The sequence below is a fragment of the Alteromonas sp. Mac1 genome (assembly GCF_001562125.1).
Taxonomy (GTDB): domain Bacteria; phylum Pseudomonadota; class Gammaproteobacteria; order Enterobacterales; family Alteromonadaceae; genus Alteromonas; species Alteromonas stellipolaris.
Genome location: NZ_CP013932.1, coordinates 1 through 21,739, shown reverse-complemented (window position 1 = coordinate 21,739; position 21,739 = coordinate 1). Strand labels below are relative to the sequence as shown.

At 42.4% G+C, this 21,739-nt stretch carries 17 protein-coding genes; 8 read left to right on the top strand and 9 right to left on the bottom strand.

Annotation, left to right across the window (positions count from 1 at the left end; all coding sequences use genetic code 11):
• Positions 1–15: 15 nt before the first annotated feature.
• A complete protein-coding gene (gene trkA, locus AV939_RS00085) occupies positions 16–1,395 on the top strand; it encodes a Trk system potassium transporter TrkA (protein WP_013782523.1) in 1,380 nt (459 codons plus the stop codon).
• Positions 1,396–1,466: 71 nt separating this feature from the next.
• Here the strand turns inward: trkA and AV939_RS00080 are convergent, their stop codons facing one another.
• Both AV939_RS00080 and elbB read right to left on the bottom strand, forming a co-directional pair.
• Entirely contained in the window at positions 1,467–2,918 is a 1,452-nt protein-coding gene (locus AV939_RS00080; protein ID WP_057795008.1) for a TrkH family potassium uptake protein, read from the bottom strand.
• 109 nt (positions 2,919–3,027) lie between these two features.
• On the bottom strand, positions 3,028–3,681 hold the full coding sequence (elbB, locus tag AV939_RS00075) for an isoprenoid biosynthesis glyoxalase ElbB (protein WP_061996718.1): 654 nt from the start codon (positions 3,679–3,681) through the stop codon (positions 3,028–3,030).
• Positions 3,682–4,090: 409 nt separating this feature from the next.
• Here elbB and polA point away from each other — a divergent pair, with 409 nt between their 5' ends.
• The gene (polA, locus tag AV939_RS00070) at positions 4,091–6,883 is read left to right on the top strand and encodes a DNA polymerase I (protein WP_061996715.1); all 2,793 of its coding nucleotides are present in this window, start codon (positions 4,091–4,093) and stop codon (positions 6,881–6,883) included.
• Between the two features lie 384 nt (positions 6,884–7,267).
• On the opposite strand, the gene yihA is transcribed toward polA, so the two are convergent.
• Positions 7,268–7,885 (bottom strand): ribosome biogenesis GTP-binding protein YihA/YsxC, encoded by a 618-nt coding sequence (gene yihA, locus AV939_RS00065; RefSeq protein ID WP_057795014.1) that lies wholly within the window; start codon positions 7,883–7,885, stop codon positions 7,268–7,270.
• A gap of 174 nt (positions 7,886–8,059) precedes the next feature.
• Here yihA and AV939_RS00060 point away from each other — a divergent pair, with 174 nt between their 5' ends.
• From AV939_RS00060 to AV939_RS00050, 3 genes are all read left to right on the top strand, one after another.
• Positions 8,060–8,683, top strand: coding sequence for a c-type cytochrome (locus AV939_RS00060; protein WP_061996713.1), 624 nt, complete (start codon positions 8,060–8,062; stop codon positions 8,681–8,683).
• 531 nt (positions 8,684–9,214) lie between these two features.
• Entirely contained in the window at positions 9,215–9,727 is a 513-nt protein-coding gene (gene yihI, locus AV939_RS00055; RefSeq protein ID WP_057795027.1) for a Der GTPase-activating protein YihI, read from the top strand.
• Positions 9,728–9,745: 18 nt separating this feature from the next.
• On the top strand, positions 9,746–10,198 hold the full coding sequence (locus AV939_RS00050) for a DUF2489 domain-containing protein (protein ID WP_061996712.1): 453 nt from the start codon (positions 9,746–9,748) through the stop codon (positions 10,196–10,198).
• An 87-nt stretch (positions 10,199–10,285) separates the two neighbouring features.
• Here the strand turns inward: AV939_RS00050 and AV939_RS00045 are convergent, their stop codons facing one another.
• Entirely contained in the window at positions 10,286–10,873 is a 588-nt protein-coding gene (locus AV939_RS00045) for a DNA-3-methyladenine glycosylase I (RefSeq protein ID WP_057795031.1), read from the bottom strand.
• 149 nt (positions 10,874–11,022) lie between these two features.
• Between AV939_RS00045 and glyQ the strand changes: the two genes are divergently transcribed.
• From glyQ to AV939_RS00030, 3 genes are all read left to right on the top strand, one after another.
• The gene (gene glyQ, locus AV939_RS00040) at positions 11,023–11,928 is read left to right on the top strand and encodes a glycine--tRNA ligase subunit alpha (protein WP_013782512.1); all 906 of its coding nucleotides are present in this window, start codon (positions 11,023–11,025) and stop codon (positions 11,926–11,928) included.
• Positions 11,929–11,930: 2 nt separating this feature from the next.
• Positions 11,931–14,009, top strand: a complete 2,079-nt coding sequence (glyS, locus tag AV939_RS00035) for a glycine--tRNA ligase subunit beta (RefSeq protein ID WP_061996711.1) — start codon at positions 11,931–11,933, stop codon at positions 14,007–14,009.
• A gap of 70 nt (positions 14,010–14,079) precedes the next feature.
• Positions 14,080–14,526, top strand: a complete 447-nt coding sequence (locus AV939_RS00030) for a hypothetical protein (protein WP_061996709.1) — start codon at positions 14,080–14,082, stop codon at positions 14,524–14,526.
• Positions 14,527–14,692: 166 nt separating this feature from the next.
• Here AV939_RS00030 and AV939_RS00025 read toward each other — a convergent pair whose 3' ends face one another.
• The 5 genes from AV939_RS00025 to dnaA all read right to left on the bottom strand — a co-directional run bounded on the left by AV939_RS00025 (position 14,693) and on the right by dnaA (position 21,587).
• Positions 14,693–14,875: a hypothetical protein gene (locus tag AV939_RS00025; RefSeq protein WP_057795037.1), complete on the bottom strand. Its 183-nt coding sequence runs from the start codon at positions 14,873–14,875 to the stop codon at positions 14,693–14,695.
• A 246-nt stretch (positions 14,876–15,121) separates the two neighbouring features.
• Positions 15,122–17,542, bottom strand: coding sequence for a DNA topoisomerase (ATP-hydrolyzing) subunit B (gene gyrB / locus AV939_RS00020; RefSeq protein ID WP_061996706.1), 2,421 nt, complete (start codon positions 17,540–17,542; stop codon positions 15,122–15,124).
• Positions 17,543–17,550: 8 nt separating this feature from the next.
• The gene (recF, locus tag AV939_RS00015) at positions 17,551–18,639 is read right to left on the bottom strand and encodes a DNA replication/repair protein RecF (protein WP_057795040.1); all 1,089 of its coding nucleotides are present in this window, start codon (positions 18,637–18,639) and stop codon (positions 17,551–17,553) included.
• Between the two features lie 118 nt (positions 18,640–18,757).
• Complete coding sequence (gene dnaN / locus AV939_RS00010; RefSeq protein WP_013782507.1) at positions 18,758–19,858, bottom strand: DNA polymerase III subunit beta; 1,101 nt, start codon at positions 19,856–19,858, stop codon at positions 18,758–18,760.
• 31 nt (positions 19,859–19,889) lie between these two features.
• Positions 19,890–21,587, bottom strand: a complete 1,698-nt coding sequence (gene dnaA / locus AV939_RS00005) for a chromosomal replication initiator protein DnaA (RefSeq protein ID WP_061996705.1) — start codon at positions 21,585–21,587, stop codon at positions 19,890–19,892.
• Positions 21,588–21,739 lie beyond the last annotated feature (152 nt).

Genomic DNA, 21,739 nt, shown 5'->3' with positions numbered 1-21,739 from the left:
GGCACATAAACACCGATGAAAATCATCATTTTAGGCGCAGGTCAGGTTGGCGGAACACTTGCTGAAAACCTTGTAGGAGAGAAGAACGATATTACCGTTATCGATTCTGATCCTAATACCTTACGTGCGCTTCAAGACCGATTAGATTTACAGGTGGTTAATGGGGTGGGTTCTCACCCTGACGTATTACGAAAAGCCGGTGCAGAAGATGCCGACATGCTTATCGCTGTAACGAACAGTGATGAAAGTAATATGCTTGCGTGCCAAGTGGCTTTTAGTTTATTTAAAACCCCGACCAAGATTGCTCGCGTTCGCTCAGAACAATACATTATTTACCAAGAACAACTCTATAAACAGCAGGACATTCCCGTAGACCATATCATTGCCCCTGAACAGTTAGTGACTAAAGCCATTAAACGGCTTATAGACTACCCTGGCGCCTTGCAGGTTGTTGAATTTGCTGACGGTAAAGCCAGCTTAGTGGCGGTAAAAGCGTATTATGGTGGTTTACTGGTAGGTCATGCGTTATCCGCGCTAAAAGACCACATGCCCAATGTGGAAACCCGGGTGGCAGCAATATATCGCCGTGGTCGCCCTATTCGACCGCTGGGTACTACGGTTATAGAAGCCGATGATGAAGTATTCTTTATTGCTGCAACAAAGCATATTCGTGCGGTAATGAGTGAACTTCAAAAATTAGAGTCTAGCTATAAACGCATTATGATAGCCGGTGGCGGCTTAATTGGCGCAGGGCTAGCGAAAAAACTTGAGCACAAACATAACGTAAAGCTGATCGAGTTTAGTCACGAAAGAGCAAAATACCTTTCTGCCCACTTAGACAAAACTATTGTCTTTAGCGGTGATGCATCAGATCCAGAGTTACTCAGTGAAGAAAATGTCGAGCAAGTCGATGCATTCATTGCGGTAACTAATGATGATGAAGCTAACATTATGTCTGCCATGTTGGCCAAGCGCATGGGCGCACAAAAAGCCATGGTACTGATTCAACGTAGTGCTTATGTAGACTTAGTACAAGGTGGTGAAATAGACATTGCTTTCTCGCCACAGCAAGCAACTATTTCGGCCCTACTTACCCATGTTAGACGCGGAGATATTGTAAACGTATATTCTTTACGCCGTGGTGCTGCAGAGGCAATAGAAGCGATTGCCCATGGCGATGAAAATACCTCTAAGGTTGTGGGTAAAGAAATCGGTAAAATTAAACTGCCTCCTGGTACTACCATAGGCGCGGTAGTAAGAGACGACCAAGTAATCATTGCCCATAGTGATACGCTTATTGAAGCAAATGACCACGTTATTTTGTTCTTAGTCGACAAAAAATATATTGGCGATGTAGAAAAACTGTTCCAACCCAGCGCATTCTTCTTTGGTTAAAAAGAAAGACTCGGTTTGCTTACGCACTTTGGTGATGCGTTGGTAAAAGCACCCAGCAGCTCGCTATCCCACTAGCTTCGCCAGAAAGTAGGAGAGAATAGTACCAGCAAGGAAAAGACTTCCAGTCGCCCAAACACCATTCCCACAACTAAAATCCACTTTCCAGCATCGGTCACACCCGCATAGTTAGATGCAACACTGCCCAATCCAGGACCAAGGTTATTTAACATGGCTGCAGTGGCGGTAAACGCGCTTAAGTTATCTAGCCCTGTGGCGATTAGGCCTATCATTAGTATCACAAACACAACAGCGTAAGCCGAGAAGAAGCCCCATACCGCCTCGACGACTTTATCCGGCATTGCTCGCTCACCTAACTTAACGGAATACACCGCCTTAGGATGAATAAGCCTGTCTACTTCACGCTTACCCTGCAGGAATAACAAACAGACACGAACCACTTTTAACCCGCCCCCCGTAGAGCTAGCACAGCCTCCAATGAAACTTGAAAAGATGAGTAGTATGGGTAAAAACGTAGGCCAAATTGAGAAGTCTGTGGTGGCAAACCCCGCCGTAGTGCTGATTGATACGGCTTGAATCATAGCTTGATCGAGCGCTGTTTCCGCAGAGTCGTAAAACCCAGATAGGGTGAGTACTAAGAAGCACAGCATGATAAGTGTGGCTTGAATAAAGAAAAAAGCTTTAAATTCTGGGTCGTTAAAATAGCCTTTTACCGAACGGGTACTCACTGCTGCGTAATGGAGTGAAAAGTTAAGTGCAGCGATTAATAGAAAGACCGTACAAACCACATTCACCATTGGGCTATTAAAGTAGCCAAGGCTAGCATCGTGGGTAGAGAAGCCCCCAATGGCAACCGTAGAAAACGCATGGCAAATAGCATCAAACATATCCATACCAGCCAACCAGTAAGCGGCAGCGCATGCAATAGTGATAGAAAGATAAATGTACCAAAGGTGTTTAGCCGTATCTGCAATACGGGGGGTCATTTTATTATCTTTAACCGGCCCAGGAGTTTCTGCACGGTATAGCTGCATGCCCCCAACCCCTAAAATAGGCAATATTGCTACGGCGAGTACAATGATACCCATGCCGCCAAGCCATTGTAGTTGTTGTCGATAGAACTGCACCGAATGAGGTAGGAAATCAATGCCTTCAATGACCGTCGCACCGGTTGTAGTTAGCCCTGAGAATGATTCAAAAAAAGCATCAGTGACGGTCATGCTAGGCTGTTCTAGTAACATAAGTGGAATGGCACCCACACTTGCTAGTACCGACCAGAATAGAGCAACAATTAAAAAGCCTTCTCGCGCTCGCAAATCATTTTTTTGCTGTCGGTTTGGGTACCAAAGCACCATACCACCACCCACGCAAATAAAAAACGCAAGGGTAAAGGGCAAACCACTACCGTCTTGATAAATCAGAGATACCACAGCAGGTGGGATCATGGTTACGCTAAATAGCGCAATAAGGAGCCCTAAAATTCGTACAATGGCACGGTAGTGCATGCTTCTTTATGCCTTTCGTTATTAGTAAACTCGCGATTAACAGTTGTCGCGGTTTTTAGAGGATACAAGGTTTCTACTACATTGACGCGATTATAGGGCTATAAGCAAATTATTTCATCGCTAGTACCGTTTCTACCATTTTATTAATACTAGCATGGGCTTGTAAGATATTTTGTGCCGACATATAAGCTGGCGTAGTAACCAGTTTATTTTCCACGTCTACCACCACTTCATCTACTTCACAGTTTACGTGGCATGCTCCTAACGCGTTCAAGGCATTGGCGGTATCTTCATCGCTACCAATGGTCAGTTTAACATCGTTTCCGTATACGCTAGCTGCAATAGCAGGTGCAATGCATGCATAGGCCACAGGTTTTTTTGCTTTCGCAAAGTCGGTACATACCGCGAGTACGTCCTTATCTACCGTGCTTTTTTCACCATCAACTGCAAATGAACACAAATTCTTAGCTGCACCAAAACCACCAGGTACAATAAGGTAATCAAAGTCTGATACCTTACATTCTGTAATAGGCTTTACATTGCCTCGGGCAATTCGTGCAGACTCAACCAATACATTACGCGTTTCATCCTCTGAAACTTCTCCCGTTAAATGATTCACTACGTGCATTTGAGCTTTATCTGGCGCAAAACATTGGTAACCTACCCCGGCTTGTTCAATAGCTAAAAGCGTTAATACTGACTCATGAATTTCAGCGCCATCAAATACACCACAACCACTTAAAATAACTGCAACTTGTTTCATAATGTCCTCCTAGACCTTGCCAAACCGACTTATTCTATTTTTGGCTATAAAACCACCAACTGTTCAAAAAAAAGTCTTAATAACCTGTATTGGATTGTTAATTTGTTATGCTACATTATCTGACCAATTTGGTTAAACGAAAAAAATAAGTTCACCAAGTTATCCACATAAAACGGAATGATGAGTTGCAGGTACGCAGTCCACACTCTTATTTTACATTCCCTTATTTTTATTGCTTTACAGGACAATCTTTCTATAAACAAAGATCGTTCATTTTGTTGTGCTTATTTTATTAGATCACAATCTTATCCACAGATGATCCCTTTATTTATGTTGTTATGCTCTATGGCGATCCACTAGCGCCTATGGCATGCTTGCGCCTTATTCTAAGCTTGGTTAATGCATAGCTATGACAGATTCGAAAAAGCCCCCTTTTATTCTAGTAGATGGATCATCTTATCTATTTAGAGCATTTCACGGATTACCACCTCTGACGAACTCAAAAGGTCAGGATACCGGTGCGATCTATGGTGTTGTCAACATGCTGAAAAGCTTGATTAGACAGTACAACCCTACTCACATGGCAGTCATCTTTGATGCCAAAGGTAAAACGTTTCGCGACGATATTTATGAAGAATATAAAGCGAATCGCCCACCTATGCCGGAAGAGTTACGTAGTCAAATAGAACCATTACATACCATCATCAAAGCCATGGGGTTACCTGTAATCGTTGAGTCTGGCGTTGAAGCCGATGATGTTATAGGTACCCTAGCCTGTCGTGCCACAGAGCACGGTATCGATACGTTGATCAGTACTGGCGATAAAGACATGGCGCAACTCGTCAACGACAATGTCACCTTGATCAATACCATGACGAATCAGATTATGGATATTGAAGGGGTAAACACGAAATTCGGTATTCCACCGGAACTGGTAATCGACTTCTTAGCCCTTAAGGGTGACAAGGTAGATAATATTCCTGGCGTACCCGGTGTGGGTGATAAAAGTGCCCAAGCGCTATTAAACGGTATTGGTGGCATCAGTGCTATCTATGACAATCTTGATAAAATTGCCGATCTCTCATTTAGAGGGAGCAAGACGATGGCAACTAAAATGCAAGAGTATGAAGAACAAGCTCGCTTGTCATACACCCTTGCCACGATTGCCATTGATTTAGATCTAGAATACAAAATAGATGAGCTTCGCCCTACTGCTCCGGATAACCAAACCTTACAGTCGATGTTTGCAGAGTATGAATTCAAGCGCTGGCATACCGAAATTAGCGCATTGATCGCAGGTGATGGTAGTGAGTCCTCAAAGCCAACAAGTGTTGAGAGCGGATCAGATTCAAGCGATACAGATGAAGTATTACCAGAAAGTAATATCGATAAATCTGGTTATGAGGTGGTGTTAGATGAAGCTACGTTTGAGGCTTGGATTGAAAAACTAAAAGCAGCACCGCTTATTGCTGTTGATACTGAAACGACCAGTGTTAACTACATGGAAGCTGAACTTGTTGGTGTTTCTTTTTGTATTGAACCTGGTGCTGCGGCTTACGTGCCAGTTGCTCATGATTATCCTGATGCACCCACGCAGTTATCAAGAGAGTACGTGCTAGCAGCATTAAAGCCTATTTTAGAGTCTGAAACCATCATCAAAGTGGGTCAGCACATTAAATATGACAAGAATGTACTCGCCCATTACGACATCACCCTAAATGGTATCGGCTTTGACACTATGCTGGAAAGCTATGTGTTAAACAGCACCGCGCAGCGGCATGACATGGACTCGCTAGCCCTTGCCTATTTAGGTCATAAAACAATTCACTTTGAAGAAATTGCCGGCAAAGGCGCTAAACAGCTTACGTTTAACCAAATTGGGTTAGAAGAAGCTGGCCCTTATGCTGCCGAAGATGCTGATATTACTATGCGCCTTCATCAAGCAATATGGGCAAAGCTAGAGAACGAACCCAAACTTAAAACGTTGTTGGTTGATGTTGAAGTGCCGGTTGCTTGTGTTTTATCTCGTATGGAACAGCAAGGTGTATTAATTGAAAGCCAACGGTTGCGCCAGCAGAGCCAAGACTTAGCTACGCGTATTGCTGAGCTAGAAAAAGAAGTGCATGAAGAAGCAGGCGAAGTATTTAATTTAGGTTCACCAAAACAGCTTCAACACATTTTGTTTGAGAAGATGTCGTTACCGGTTATCAAGAAAACCCCCAAGGGTGCCCCTTCTACTTCTGAAGAAGTATTACAAGAACTTGCCCTTGAATTCCCGTTACCTAAAAAGTTAATGGAGTATAGAGGGTTAACCAAGCTTAAGAATACGTATACCGACAAACTCCCTAAAATGATTAATCATCGCACGGGTCGTGTTCATACTTCCTACCATCAAGCTATTACGGCAACGGGCCGGTTGTCGTCAACGGATCCTAACCTTCAAAACATTCCTATTCGAAATGAAGAAGGCCGTAAGGTAAGACAAGCATTTGTTCCACGTGAAGGCTATAAGATTGTAGCTGCCGATTATTCTCAAATTGAACTTAGAATAATGGCCCATTTGTCGGGCGATGAAGGTCTTCTTGATGCATTTGCTCACGGCAGAGACATTCACAAAGCTACCGCTGCAGAAGTATTTGGGGTTACGCTTGATGAAGTGACAACGGAGCAACGTCGTAGTGCTAAGGCCATAAACTTTGGTTTGATTTATGGAATGAGCGCCTTTGGCCTTGCCAAACAACTTAATATTCCACGTCACGAAGCACAAAAATACATGGACTTATATTTTGAGCGCTACCCTGGCGTGCTTGAGTACATGGACAGCACTAGAGAAGGCGCTAAAGAAAAAGGTTACGTGGAAACAGTGTTTGGTCGACGCTTGTACCTACCCGACATTAAAGCCAGTAATGGGGCGCGCCGTAAAGGCGCAGAACGGGCAGCAATTAATGCGCCGATGCAAGGCACAGCTGCCGACATCATTAAAATGGCCATGATAAAGGTTGATGACTGGATCACCTCACTTGAAAGCGACAATATAATCATGATGATGCAGGTACACGATGAATTGGTGTTTGAGATTAAAGAAGAACATCTAGAGGAACAGGTTAAAAATATCGTCAGCTTGATGGAACAAGCCGCTGTATTAAATGTGCCGCTGGTGGTTGAAGCGGGCGTGGGCGATAACTGGGATGAAGCTCACTAAAAAGTAATTAGATTACAGAAAATAGTGAGCAATAGCTCAAAAATGGGCAAGTTTGGTAATTTTATTACACTCTTACTTGCCTTTTTTCACCATTATTGTACCCTAATGCGTGTAGGGTACAGAGGTGAGAAATCTGTTTTCAAACCTTTGCTTTAACCCCGACAGATTTGTCGGGGTTTTTTTATGTCTGCAATAAAGTTTCCAAAAATTCAGAAATAAAAAAACCTTAAAAATCTTGAACTTAAATTAAAGAATAGATAATTTTATAATTTAAAGTGAACTAACCGAAATCTGCACACTCTATATATTCGGTTTTTATGTGTTTTCTCTCAGTATTTTGGCCCTGCTTTTTAGCGGGGCTTTCTTTTATCTAGCCTTTTATTTTTATTCTTCGTCAGCCGTTTTTTCGTCAAGTGCCAACCATTTATTCAACACTTTCTCGAGTTCAGGTAATCCCTGACGATTTAATGATGAAAAGGTATTTACCGTTACATCACCCATAAACGCCAGTGCAGCTTCCTGCGCCATAAGTAGCTGAGCCTTTCGCTTCCCTGATTTAAGCTTATCTGACTTAGTTAGTAAGGCTAATACTGGGATATTGGAATCTACCGCCCAGTGAATCAAATCTTGATCAAGATCCTTAAATGGGTGGCGAATATCCATTAGCACAACTAAACCTTTAAGCGATTTACGCTTTTGAAGGTATTCACCTAATGCTTGTTGCCATTTATTTTTCATCGCAAGCGGTACTTGGGCAAACCCATAACCAGGCAAATCGACTAAACGACGGTCTTCTTCAAGATTAAAAACATTTATAAGTTGTGTACGACCCGGTGTTTTACTGGTTCTTGCCAGGTTCTTTTGACGAGTGAGTGTATTCAACGCGCTCGACTTGCCCGCGTTAGAACGGCCAGCAAACGCTACCTCAATACCGCTATCATCTTTTAAATGGCGAATATCAGGTGCACTGGTAAAGAACTTTGCTTTGGTGTAATACGACATCTAGACTTACCTCAAATGCGTCATAACCCTAGAATTAAACTCTATTAATGATCTAAACCTGCTAAAAACCATAGTTTTATCATGGAATAGGTTTTTCTGACGCGTTAAATGTGTAAAATACGCATGATATCACGTATGTTACGCGAGCCGTTGGATCCATTTAAGAGATTTATTATGAAAAAACTGTGTTTGTTATTGTGTGTGTCTTTAGGTATTTCAGTTTCTGCGATGGCAGAAGGTGATGCTGAAGCCGGTAAAGCAAAATCTGCAGTATGTGCAGCATGTCATGGACCTGATGGTAACAGCATGATAGACATGAATCCCAAAATAGCAGGACAACACGAAAAGTACCTCGTTAAGCAATTAATGGAGTTCAAGCTTGCGTCACAGACAGGTGGCGAAGAAGGCCGTAACAATGCCGTAATGAATGGTATGGCAGCCCCTCTTTCAGAACAAGACATGAAAGACCTCGCCGCTTACTTCTCTAGCCAATCACCTAAAGAAGGTGAAACGCCAGAACAATACATTGAAGCTGGTCGTGCTTTATACCAAGGCGGCGATGAGTCTCGTGGTATTACTGCATGTATTGCATGTCACGGTCCTAAAGGTAACGGTATGGGCTTAGCGGGTTTCCCTGATATCAGTGGCCAGCATGTGACCTATACTGCAGCACAATTGAAATCTTTCCGTGCAGGCGAGCGCCACAACGATATGAATGGCATGATGCGTGATATTGCGATGAAATTAACCGATGAAGATATCGAAATTTTATCTAACTATATCGCGGGCTTACACTAAGACTCTGAAATTATATGCGCATTTGTTAATTAATTGTTGCGTATAAAGTTGTATTTCAAAAATATTCGTGTAGTCTATCGCAATAGTTTGTAGGTTTGTCTGAAACTTTACAGGCTAAATAACAAGAATAATAATAAAAATACAACACGGAAGATTGGATAAAGCGCCAAGAAGGCCAAGAACAAAATGAGCTCTGCTAAAACTAATAAAAAGGGGAGCCAAGCTGGGAAGCACAATTACACATAGAAGTGTAAATAACGGGAGAGGTGTCATCTGACACTCAAACAATGTAAGGTGATGGTGAAAGCCATCGCCTTTTTTCTTGCCGAAATTTACGATTATCCAGCGTTTGTAATACGCATTATTCGGCAAACACCTATTTTTTCGTAGTTCCTCTAGTTATATTTATCGCGAACACACTAAACGGTATATTCACTTTCAGATGAATCATGCTGTATTGATGAAGAAGCTTTGAGCAATTCGCGCTATAATATGCCCTTTCAATCACTAAAAATTTGATACCTTTTATATATGGCAAGATCAAAAAAGTCTCGTAAAGTTGGACTCATTGGCGTCAGGAAAGATCCTGATCGTAAACCTGGGCAAAAACGTCTGGAAAGTACTCCTCGTCCAAAGAAGCATAAAGGCAAACCAGCGGGTAGCCGTCACAACGTTGAGCAAGGTGAAAACGGTGCTTCTAAACGTCGTGAAAATCAAGACCCACGTTTAGGCAGTAAGAAACCTATTCCTTTAGTCGTTAAGAAAACGACAATTACCACGCCGAAAGAAAAGCAGAAATTCGCCACACCTAGCGAAGAGCTAGCGGCACTTGAAGCAGATCAGCGTTTAGCGTCATTGTTAGATAAGCTTGATGACGACAAGCAACTTACTAAAGAGCAACAATCTTACGTTGATGAAAAAATGGCACGCCACCGCATTCTTTGTGATTTGCTTGGCATCGTAGAAGACGATGATGAGGATGACGACGAGATGGATCCATTAGACGATTTAGACGCTATAGATATTAACGACTTTAAGAAATAGTAAGGCGGGCTCTGTTTTATGCTGTGGACAGTGTTAGTTATTGTGGCGCTATTAGTTATCGTCGCACTTGGTTTTTATGCCGGTCGGTTGTTGTTCCAGCTAAAGCAACAAAACCAACGCCAGCAGAAGGTCAGAGACGAGCGCGTAAAAACGATTAGCGATAGTATTTACACTATCGCTAAAGCTATGGAGCAACAACAGTGCGACTTATCTGAAGGGGTTATTCGGATAGTCAACTTATTGGGTGCATTACCTATTTTGTCTCCGCCAGATCATAAAGCCTCCTACCCTCATACTTATGCGTTATTCGTGGAAGTTAGCGGCTTTGCCGTGCTAGAAGATAGGCAGAAACTGACTAAACAAGAAAGGCGTAAGCAAGACTTGACTAGAGAGCAAATTGAGTCAGATTATGAATCTAAAGTGTTAAGTGAAATGCCAGCAATCAAGGCTTATTGCCAGTCTATTAGTTAAGTACTTATCGTTGTTGGTATGTGTATGTTTTTTAAAAGCGCTTCATGAGAAGCGCTTTTTTATTGGGTTTTTGGGATTTAATAAAGATTAGCGCCTTGCTAAACTTCGCGTTTCCTCGTAGCAGTGGCAGCTTGTAACATGGTCGTTCACTATGCCTACCGCTTGCATGAAGGCATAACAAATGGTTTCACCTACAAATGAAAAACCCTCTTTTTTCAGCGCCTTTGACATAGCTTTGGATTCAGCGGTAAAGGTAGGCGCCTCCTTAAAGTCTTCCCATTCATTAATGATAGTTTTACCGTCGGTAAACTGCCAAATAAAGTCAGAAAAACGTTGGCGCTTTTCGATATTTAAATAGCCATGGGCATTTTTGATAATTGACGCCACTTTTAGCTTGTTGCGCACAATACCAGGGTTCTGCAAGCATGCCGCTATTTCTTGCTCATCCATTTGAATTATTTTTGTTGGTTCAAAGTCATGGAAAGCGGCTTCGTAATTTGCTTGTTTTTTTAAGATGGTTATCCACGACAATCCGGCTTGTTGACCATCTAAACAAAGTTTAGCGAACAACTCTTTGCTGTCTATAACGGGTCGCCCCCACTGCTCGTCGTGGTATTTTTGATATAGAGGGTCATCGCTCACCCATCCACAACGATTCAATCTAGTTGATGTCATAATCTTAAATAGCCTCTTCAATCGACCTTTTAGTCATCTTTTAGCGGATTTGATGGCGCTTTTTAACGCTTTACACCTACATACTATGCGTTACAAATTGTATACTATCCCACCTTTGAAGATACAGATAACCAACAAGCAGCGGATGTATGCAGAAATACGATATTAATACCTTTCAAGGTTTGATCCTTGCGCTTCAAGATTATTGGGCGCGTCAAGGGTGCGTTATAATTCAGCCCCTTGATATGGAAGTAGGTGCGGGTACCTTTCACCCAATGACATTTCTTCGTTCATTAGGCCCAGAGCCTATGAGCAGTGCCTATGTTCAAACTTGCCGTCGCCCTACTGATGGACGTTACGGTGAAAACCCAAACCGCTTACAGCATTACTATCAATTCCAAGTCATGTTGAAGCCTTCTCCTGACAATATTCAGGAATTGTATTTGGGTTCTTTGAAAGAATTAGGTTTCGATCCACTAGTGCATGACATTCGCTTCGTTGAAGATAACTGGGAGTCACCTACCCTTGGCGCTTGGGGCCTTGGTTGGGAAGTATGGCTAAATGGTATGGAAGTGACTCAGTTTACTTACTTCCAACAAGTTGGCGGTATTGAATGTAAGCCAGTTACTGGCGAAATTACTTACGGCTTAGAACGTTTAGCCATGTATGTACAAGGCGTAGATAGCATTTACGATTTAGTATGGGCAGATGGCCCTATGGGTAAAGTCACCTATGGCGACGTATTCCATCAAAATGAAGTAGAGCAATCTACCTATAACTTTGAATATGCCAACGTTGATGCCCTATTCCGTACATTCGATGAATGCGAAGCAGCTAGCCAACTACTTATCGAGAAAAATTTACCATTACCTGCCTACGAGCAAGTAATGAAGGCATCTCACGCATTTAATATGCTTGATGCTCGCCATGCTATTTCAGTCACAGAACGTCAACGTTACATTTTACGCGTACGTACTCTTGCAAAAGCATGTGCTGAAAGTTATTTCCAGAAGCGTGAAGCGCTTGGTTTCCCACTTTGTAATAAGGAGTCTTAAGGGTGCGAACAGAGAATTGTTTGATAGAGCTTGGAACAGAAGAGCTTCCACCTAAAGCGCTTAAGTCTCTTGGCGAAGCCTTTGCACAGCAATTTGAGGCAGCACTTACCGCTGCTGAACTTAGTTTTACCAGCGTAAGTTGGTTTGCTGCACCTCGTCGCTTAGCTGTCTATGTGTCTGCTTTGGCTGAAAGCCAAGCTGATAAAACAGTAGAAAAACGCGGCCCTGCTGTAAGTGCCGCTTTTGACGCAGATGGTACTCCTACCAAGGCCGCTCAAGGTTGGGCCCGTGGTAATGGTATTAGTGTAGAAGATGCTGAGCGCCTTGTTACCGACAAAGGTGAGTGGCTGTTACACAAAGCGCACGTGCCTGGTAAACAGATTGGTGAGCTAGTTGAGTCTTTACTTAACCAGGCTATTGCTAAGCTTCCTATCCCTAAAGCGATGCGTTGGGGTAATTACACTACGCAATTTATTCGCCCAGTTCATACCCTTGCTGCGCTGTATGGCAGTGAAGTAGTGAACTTAACCGCGTTAGGCTTAGCCAGCGGAAGGACTATTCAAGGCCATCGTTTTCATGGTGACGCGCGCTTTGAGCTAGACCATGCAGACAACTACGCAAGCGCCTTGGAAGCCCATTACGTGGTAGCTGATTTTGCCGCGCGTAAAGACAAGGTACGTCAGCAACTACAAACGGCTGCTGATGCGCTTTCGCTTACACCCGATTTTAATGAAGACCTGCTTGAAGAAATTGCTTCATTGGTTGAATGGCCGGTAGTGATGCAAGCAAGCTTTGAAGAGGGCTTTTTAGCGGTGCCTAAAGAAGCGCTTATTTACACCATGAAAGACGATCAGAAATATGTGCCATTGCTTGATAGCGAAGGTCAGCTTTCTAATACGTTCTTATTTGTAAGTAATATTGAAAGCCAAGATCCTATTCAGGTAATAAGCGGAAATGAAAAAGTTATTCGCCCTCGCCTAGCTGATGCTGAGTTCTTCTTTAACAGTGATAAAAAGACATCACTTGAAAGCAGACTTGCTAGCCTTGAGAGCGTGCTTTTCCAAAAGCAATTAGGAACACTTAAAGAAAAATCTGAACGTATTTCTGCGTTATCTGGTTTTATTGCTTCACAAATCGACGCGAATGAAGCCCTTGCGGCTCGTGCAGGTTTACTTGCTAAAACTGACTTAATGACCAATATGGTAATGGAATTCCCAGACGTACAAGGCGTTATGGGGAAATACTATGCGTTAAATGATGGTGAAGATGCTGCGGTTGCTGAAGCCCTGTACGAACAGTATATGCCTAGGTTTGCCGGCGATGCTTTACCTTCACCAGGTGTTAGTGCTGCAGTAGCGCTTGCTGATAAGCTAGATACGCTGGTTGGAATTTTCGGTATTGGCCAACTACCGAAAGGCGATAAAGACCCGTTCGCGTTACGCCGTGCCGCTATTGGTGTGCTACGGATTATCACCGAGCTTTCACTACCTCTCGATCTTGAAGCGCTTGTTGCTAAAGCGGGTGAAGTGTATGGAAATAAGCTTTCTAACCAAGACTTCCAAACACAAGTTGTCGACTTTGTATTAGCAAGATTTGTCGCGGTGTTGCAAGACCAAGGTATCGCTATTGATGTTATTCAAGCGGTTTCAGCAAGACGGCCTACTCAACCAAGCGATTATGTAGCCCGTGTAAACGCCGTAGCCGAGTTTAAACAACTTGAAGAAGCCCAAGCATTGGCAGCAGCTAATAAGCGTGTAGCGAATATTCTAGCGAAGCAAGGTGTCGATAGTAGCGTTAATGCTTCTATAGATGAATCATTGTTAAGTGAAGATGCTGAAAAAGCACTTTATAGCGCGCTAATTTCTGCTGAGTCTGTGGTAACCACAGCTGTTGCTACTCAAAATTACACTAAGATACTTTCTACTATGGCTACACTACGTAGTGCAATTGATAGTTTCTTCGATGACGTAATGGTAATGGCAGAAGATGACGCGGTTAAACAAAACAGACTTGCGTTGTTATCGCTTTTAAGGCAACTTTTCCTAACTACCGCAGATATTTCCTTGTTGGCGAAGTCTTAAGTTAGTTTGGTAAGTACGTTATAGACTAAAAACGCTCGACATCTGTTGAGCGTTTTTTATTGGAGTTAGTGTGAATAAAACCCTATTAGTCATTATTTTTTCGCTTTTTGTTTCTGCCTGTTCAAGCAGAAGTGGTTTTTCTATTCCAGAAGTGGCGCAGCCATCACCAAAAATCCAGTTTGAAAACTTGTTTCTTCGAGGCGTATTTAACTGGTGGGAAGCTACATCAGCCTATCAATTTAGAAAAGATAGTAACGGTTGGTACGTCAATGTAGAGCTTATTGCTGATGGACAACCCTATGACTTTCGTTTGTCTGATGCTATTTGGACACCGAGTCAAAGTTGCGGAGGTAATTACAAGGGCCAGCCTGTCATGGTAAGCACTAAAATATTTTTAGTTTGTAAACAGGGTTCTGAGAACCTGCAATTCACACCCTCTAATACCGGCATTTATCGTTTTCAGGTTGCTCCGGCAGATGACAACGAAGTGAGTTTGGTGATAACTAGAAAGCCGTAGGGCTTTAGTTCCTGAACGGCTACATCACCGGTTCATAGCGCTATAATAAAGAAAAAGAGTAGGCATTAAGCCTACTCTTTTATTAACCAGGTTTTTAGTATTAGCGTATTATTATCTCAATTACCTACACCTAATCCCTACCTATTCTATCCCTGAACATTACGAATTAACGCCCGACTAAAATCGTCACTACGTTGTCATATTGTCGTTGCTCATATTCACCTGTCGCCACACCAGTTTCATCCATTAACGGAAAGACATAGCGCGGCGTCATTATGACTTCATAATCATCAGTACCTGATGGAATAACTTCTACTTCTAAAAAGCCATAATGTTTACCACCCGACACTAGCTTTGCCCCATCCCATACTTCAGGCGCGGCTCCATGGGCGCTTCAATGGGTTTCTTGCGCTTCAAGTGGTAGCAAGTCAAACGGAACATAATCGGTTGTAGGCGGATACCCTGCGCTGAAATATATGTATTGAGGCTACGAATATAAGCGTGGTTTAAAAACAAAAAAGCCCGGATTCTTTTTTGTTAAAGAAGCCAGGCTTTTCTTTATTACATTCACACTAAGGTGTGGGTCATTGACCTTTTACACGTCTAAGTTTTCTACTCTTAACGCGTTAGCTTCAATGAAGTTTCGTCTTGGTTCTACTTGGTCGCCCATTAGCGTAGTAAACAATTGATCACACGCTATTGCATCTTCAATTTTCACTTGAAGCATTCTACGACCTTCAGGATCCATGGTGGTTTCCCAAAGCTGGCTTGGGTTCATCTCACCTAGCCCTTTATAGCGCTGAATATACTGACCGCGTTTAGCTTCAGTCATTAACCAATCTAATGCTTCTTTGAATGACTCTACAGGCATTTTACGATCACCACGTTGTATAAACGCATTAGAACTCATCATGTCGTTAATCGCCAAATTAAGCTCTTTAAGACGCTGATATTCAGTAGACTCAATAAAGTCGTGACCAATTACGTATTCGTAATCGATACCATGCATACGCATAATAATGGTGATATAGAACTCGCTAAGCTCGATGTCTCTGCGAATTTCATAACGGTATGTTGCGCCATCATTTTCACGTTCAGTAAGCTGTGCAACAAAGTGCTCAGCCACGTTCGCTAGCGTGCTTTCGTCTTTTAAATCTTCTAGATTCAATGTAGGCGTATAAATCATTCTATAAAGAATAGAGGAAGGCATTAGACGCTTCATGCGCGTAATCATCTTCTCTGCAGATTGGTATAACGTTACCAATTGCTCTAACGCGACACCGCTGATACCTGGATCATCATCACTAGTATGCAAAGATGCGCCATCAATAGCGATAGAAGTTAGGTATGCCGTTAACGCATCATCATCTTTCAGATACTGTTCTTGCTTACCTTTTTTCACTTTATAAAGCGGCGGCTGTGCAATATAGATATAACCACGCTCAATGATTTCTGGCATTTGACGGTAGAAAAATGTCAGTAGCAATGTACGAATGTGCGAGCCATCCACATCAGCATCGGTCATGATAATGATGCTGTGATAACGTAGTTTTTCTGGGTTATATTCATCGCGTCCAATACCACAACCTAGTGCAGTGATCAGCGTGGCCACTTCTTGTGAAGAGAGCATCTTGTCAAAACGTGCTTTCTCAACGTTCAGTATTTTACCTTTAAGCGGAAGAATAGCTTGGTTCTTGCGGTTTCGTCCCTGCTTGGCTGAACCGCCAGCAGAGTCCCCTTCCACTATATATAGTTCGCTTAATGCAGGATCTTTTTCCTGACAATCAGCAAGTTTACCTGGCAAACCAGCTAAGTCTAATGCACCTTTACGGCGAGTCATTTCACGGGCTTTACGTGCAGCTTCACGTGCTCGAGCTGCATCGATGATTTTACCAGCGATAATTCGACTCTCTGCAGGGTTCTCAAGCAAGAACTCTGCAAGCTTCTCATTCATTGCCGACTCAACTGCAGATTTCACTTCTGATGAAACAAGCTTGTCTTTAGTTTGTGAAGAGAATTTAGGATCAGGTACTTTTACAGATACAACTGCCGTTAGACCTTCGCGGGCGTCGTCGCCACTGGCGTTTGTCTTGGCCTTTTTGTTCATCCCTTCCTTTTCCATGTAGTTGTTAAGCGTTCGCGTTAACGCACCACGGAAACCGGCTAAGTGAGTACCACCGTCTCTTTGAGGAATGTTGTTGGTAAAGCAGTAAATATTCTCTTGGAAGCCGTCATTCCACTGCATAGATACTTCTACTGAAATACCATCTTCTTGTTCATGAGTGAAATGGAAAACCTTCTGGTGAACAGGTGTTTTCTTTTGGTTCAAGTATTCAACGAAAGCTTTAATACCACCTTCGTACATGAAATGGTCTTCTTTTCCATCACGCTCGTCTTTCAAGCGAATGGAAATACCAGAGTTAAGGAAAGATAGTTCTCTTAAGCGTTTAGCTAGAATATCGTAGTGGAACAAGGTGTTCGTAAAAGTATCTGAGCTTGGCCAGAAACGTACACTTGTACCTGTTTTATCAGTTTCACCAATTACGGCTAAAGGTGCTTGAGGAACACCATGCTGGTATTCTTGTTCATGAGTTTTACCTTCACGACGAATACGTAGCTTTAATTTACTTGAAAGAGCGTTTACTACAGATACACCTACACCGTGAAGTCCGCCTGATACTTTATAAGAATTATCATCGAACTTACCGCCGGCATGCAGAACCGTCATAATAACTTCTGCTGCAGAAACACCTTCTTCTTCATGCACTGAAGTTGGAATTCCGCGACCATCATCGTAAACAGAAACAGAGCCATCTGTGTGTATTTGCACAACGATTTCTGAACAGTGTCCAGCCAATGCTTCATCTATCGAGTTATCAACAACCTCGAAAACCATGTGGTGAAGTCCTGTACCATCGTCCGTGTCACCGATATACATACCAGGACGCTTTCGTACGGCGTCTAATCCTTTAAGTACCTTGATACTGGACGAGTCGTAATTATTCTGTTCTGACATACTAGGTTTTACTCCTCTTTCACGCTTCCATGTTCCACGTGAAACATTTTCTTTTCGTTATATTTTTGTATGAATTCAAGCTGCGAAGATTCAATTGCAGTAACGAAAACCTGCGTATCCATATCCAACAGCCCGTCTATAAATAACTCACGTTTATCGGCGTCAAGTTCTGCGCCTACATCATCTAACAAGAAGATACTCTTTCTGTTAGTTAAAGTATTAAATAGTTCTGTTTGCGCCATTTGCAGCGCCGCAACAGCCATTCTAAGCTGCCCTCGAGACAATAGCTCTTGGGCATTAACCCCATTCACTTTCAGCTTAATATCAGCCTTGTGGGGGCCAGAAGTTGTATGACCTATTTTACCATCATACTCACGTTTTTTAACTAAGCTTTCTGCTAAAGACGCATCTTTTTCCCATCCTTTATAGTAATTGAGGGAAACTTCGTACTCAGCTAGAAATGTTGTCGCATATTTTTTAAAAATAGGCGCCAATTTTGATATATATTCTTCGCGTTTCGTGGATAGTGCCTCCGCCCGCTCTAGAAAACATTGCTCCCAGTATTGATTTTGAGGTGCCGACAAGTCGGACTGTTGTTTCAATAATGCATTACGGTGCTTAAGAAATTTAGAAAACTGTACCGAGAGCGTTTGGAAGTCATGTTCCACGTGAAACAATCCCCAGTCACAAAAACGTCTACGTTCAGAAGGTGACCCTAAAATAAGATCAGTACTTTGGGGGGTAAATAATTGAACGGGTACTAAACTGACTAAATCAGAAAGCTTATTTGAATGCTCACCGTTAATGCTGCAGGTAAACGTATCGTTGCGTCGACGCTGAAACCCTACATTCAGTTTCTCGTTGTCCTCATTCCGGCAACTTGCAAATACACTGAATTCATCTTCCCCCGTTTTGATAACAGAAGTATGTTTACTGGTACGAAACGATCTTCCAAAACCCAAATAGAAAATAGATTCAACAAGTGAGGATTTTCCACTGCCATTTACACCGCGAATAATTGTTAATGCAGGCGAAGGTGAAAGGGTTGCAGAAGAAATGTTACGGAAGTTCGTAAGCTGGACTTTGTCCAGTTTCATAAGAAAACTCGGTAAAAAGCAAGGTAATAATAAAAGATAAACGGCGATGGAATGAATCTAGAAATCCTAGAATTTAGATACAAACGCATCGCCGATAAATAATGAAGTGTATTAATAACTACAGACGCATTGGCATAATGACATAAAGTGCAGCATCATCGGCAGCATCTTCAATCAGAGCACTTGCATTAGAATCAGACAAACTGATTTTCACATCATCAGAACCTAGCGAGTTCAATACATCGATTAGATAAGCTACATTGAAACCAATTTCCAAGTCGTCGCCTTGATAATTCACATCTACGATTTCTTCTGCTTCTTCTTGCTCTGGGTTATTCGCTGTAATTTTCAGTTCACCAGAAGAAAGATTTAATCGAACACCACGGAATTTTTCGTTGGATAAAATAGCTGCACGAGAAAAAGCATCTTTTAATACCGCTTTGCTGGCAATAATTTCTTTATCGCCATCCTGTGGAAGTACACGACGATAATCAGGGAATCGGCCATCTACCAATTTAGAGGTAAAGATGAAGTCGTTTGAAAAAATACGTAAATGGTTTGCACCTATTTGTACTTTTAATGATTTATCGTCTTCCGTAATTAAACGCGATATTTCAAGTACACCCTTGCGAGGAATAATAACTTGTCGGGCAGGAAGTGTTGTTTCATAGCTTAAACGACAAAGTGCAAGACGGTGACCGTCAGTTGCCACAGTACGAATAATATTTTCTTCGGTTTCTAACGACATGCCGTTCAAGTAATATCGAACATCCTGCTGAGCCATTGAAAAGCTTGTTGAATCAATTAAGCGTTTCATATCGCTACAGGTGATTTCAAACTCTACTTCGCCTTCCCAATCTTCTAGGTTAGGATAATCGTTAGCTGATAACGTAGATAGGGTGTAACGACCACGCCCTGCTTTTATAAGCGCTTTGTTACCATCTATAGAGAAATGAATATCGGTGCCTTCAGAAATACCTCGAATAATATCGAAGAGTTTCTTGGCAGGAACGGTAATTTCGCCTTCGGTGAACTCCCCTTCTAACTTAACGCTAGAAATGAGCTCAACCTCTAAATCTGTACCTGTTAGCCATAGTGCGTCTTCACTAACTTTAATGAGCACGTTAGAGAGAATAGGTAAGGTGTGTCTACGCTCTACAGCCCCCGATACCAGCTGAAGGGGTTGTAAAAATTGTTCGCGGCTTATACTAAATTTCATTGCTGTGCTATCTCGCCTCTAAAGGTCATTTTTAGGAAGACAAAGTCCGAATGAGGTTCTTATAGTCTTCTTTTATATCATGACTTTCTTCTCTAAGCTGTGTTATTTTTCTGCAAGCATGAAGTACCGTTGTATGGTCTCGTCCACCAAAGGCATTTCCTAACTCAGGCAAACTGTGATTGGTCAGCTCTTTCGCTAAAGCCATCGCCACTTGTCTGGGTCTTGCAACACTTCGACTTCTTCGCTTAGATAAAATGTCAGCAACTTTTATCTTATAATAATCTGCCACAGTTTTCTGAATATTATCAACCGTAACTAATTTTTCTTGAAGCGCTAATAAATCACGCAAGGCTTCACGCACAAAATCGATGGTTATCGGACGACCTGTGAAATTAGCGTTGGCAATCACTCGGTTCAATGCCCCTTCTAACTCACGAACATTCGAACGTAAACGTTTGGCAATAAAGAAGGCAACTTCATTAGGTAAGTGAATACGGTTCTCGGCAGCTTTACGCATTAAGATGGCAACACGAGTTTCTAATTCAGGAGGCTCAATAGCAATAGTTAAGCCCCAGCCGAAACGGGACTTAAGGCGGTCCTCTACCCCATCAATTTCCTTAGGGTATCTATCAGACGTGAGTATGATTTGCTGATTACCTTCAAGTAGCGCATTAAAGGTATGAAAGAATTCTTCTTGAGAACGTTCTTTATTAGCAAAGAATTGAATATCATCAATTAATAACGCATCTACTGAACGATAGAAGCGTTTAAAGTCTTCTATCGCATTATTTTGTAGTGCCTTAACCATATCCTGAACAAAGCGCTCAGAGTGCATATAAACGATTTTAGCATTTTCGTTATTTGCGACAATACCATTACCTACAGCGTGCAATAAATGCGTTTTACCTAAACCCGTTCCGCCATAAATAAATAACGGGTTATAAGAGCTACCTGGGTTATTTGCCACTTGAGTAGCCGCAGCACGGGCCAATTGGTTAGATTTACCTTCAACGAAGTTGTCAAATTGATACGTCGGGTTGATATTACTTTTATGCTTAGCCGCTTCTGGGATCGGGATCACTTTAGGCTGCTGAGACGCAGATCGCATTGTGTTAGATCCAGCTCTTCCTTGATCATACTGTCTATTGTCATGATTAGACGTAGAGTGGTTTTGCTGACTGTAGCCAGTTTGAGGCATGGCAGAGCGGGCACTCGCCTGTACAGGTGATCGCGCAGTACTATTGTTATTATCAATAGATTGTTGATCGTTCCCCGCTTGACCCGCCATATTTCCTGATGATCGCCCTGAATATTGGTTAGACGATTGACCAGAACCTTGGCTAAATGACTGACTAGGTGCCTGGTTATACGATTGATCAGGTGCTTGGCTCTGATCTTGGCTGAAGCTCTGATTCTCGCTGTGACTTTGATTTTGGTTTTGAGGTTGCTGGGGCGCAGATGAAGCAGCGGCTCTACTGCGGCTTAAACTTTCCCTACTCATAACATCAAGGCGTAACTGAGGTGCGTTAGGACCTCCAAACTCCCGTAATAACCCAGTAATGTTATCGAGGTACTTATCCCTTACCCAATCAAGAATAAAACGGTTAGGGGCAAATAAGGCTACAACACCTTCCTCCTCTTGAGGAACCAAAGGTCTGATCCACATACTGAATTGTTGCGTGGGTAATTCTTGACGCAAACGCTCAAGACATTGATTCCATAAAGACATGTAAGTTACTTAGCTCCGGTAACTCGCAAATAACAACCAATACAAAGAAAAAGGCACCGAGATGCGCGCCAAGAATAGGAATCAGGCGGATGTGTACTGTTGGGTAGCAGCGAGAATTTGTTTTATCATTTTAATAGCTGTGGATTATCTTA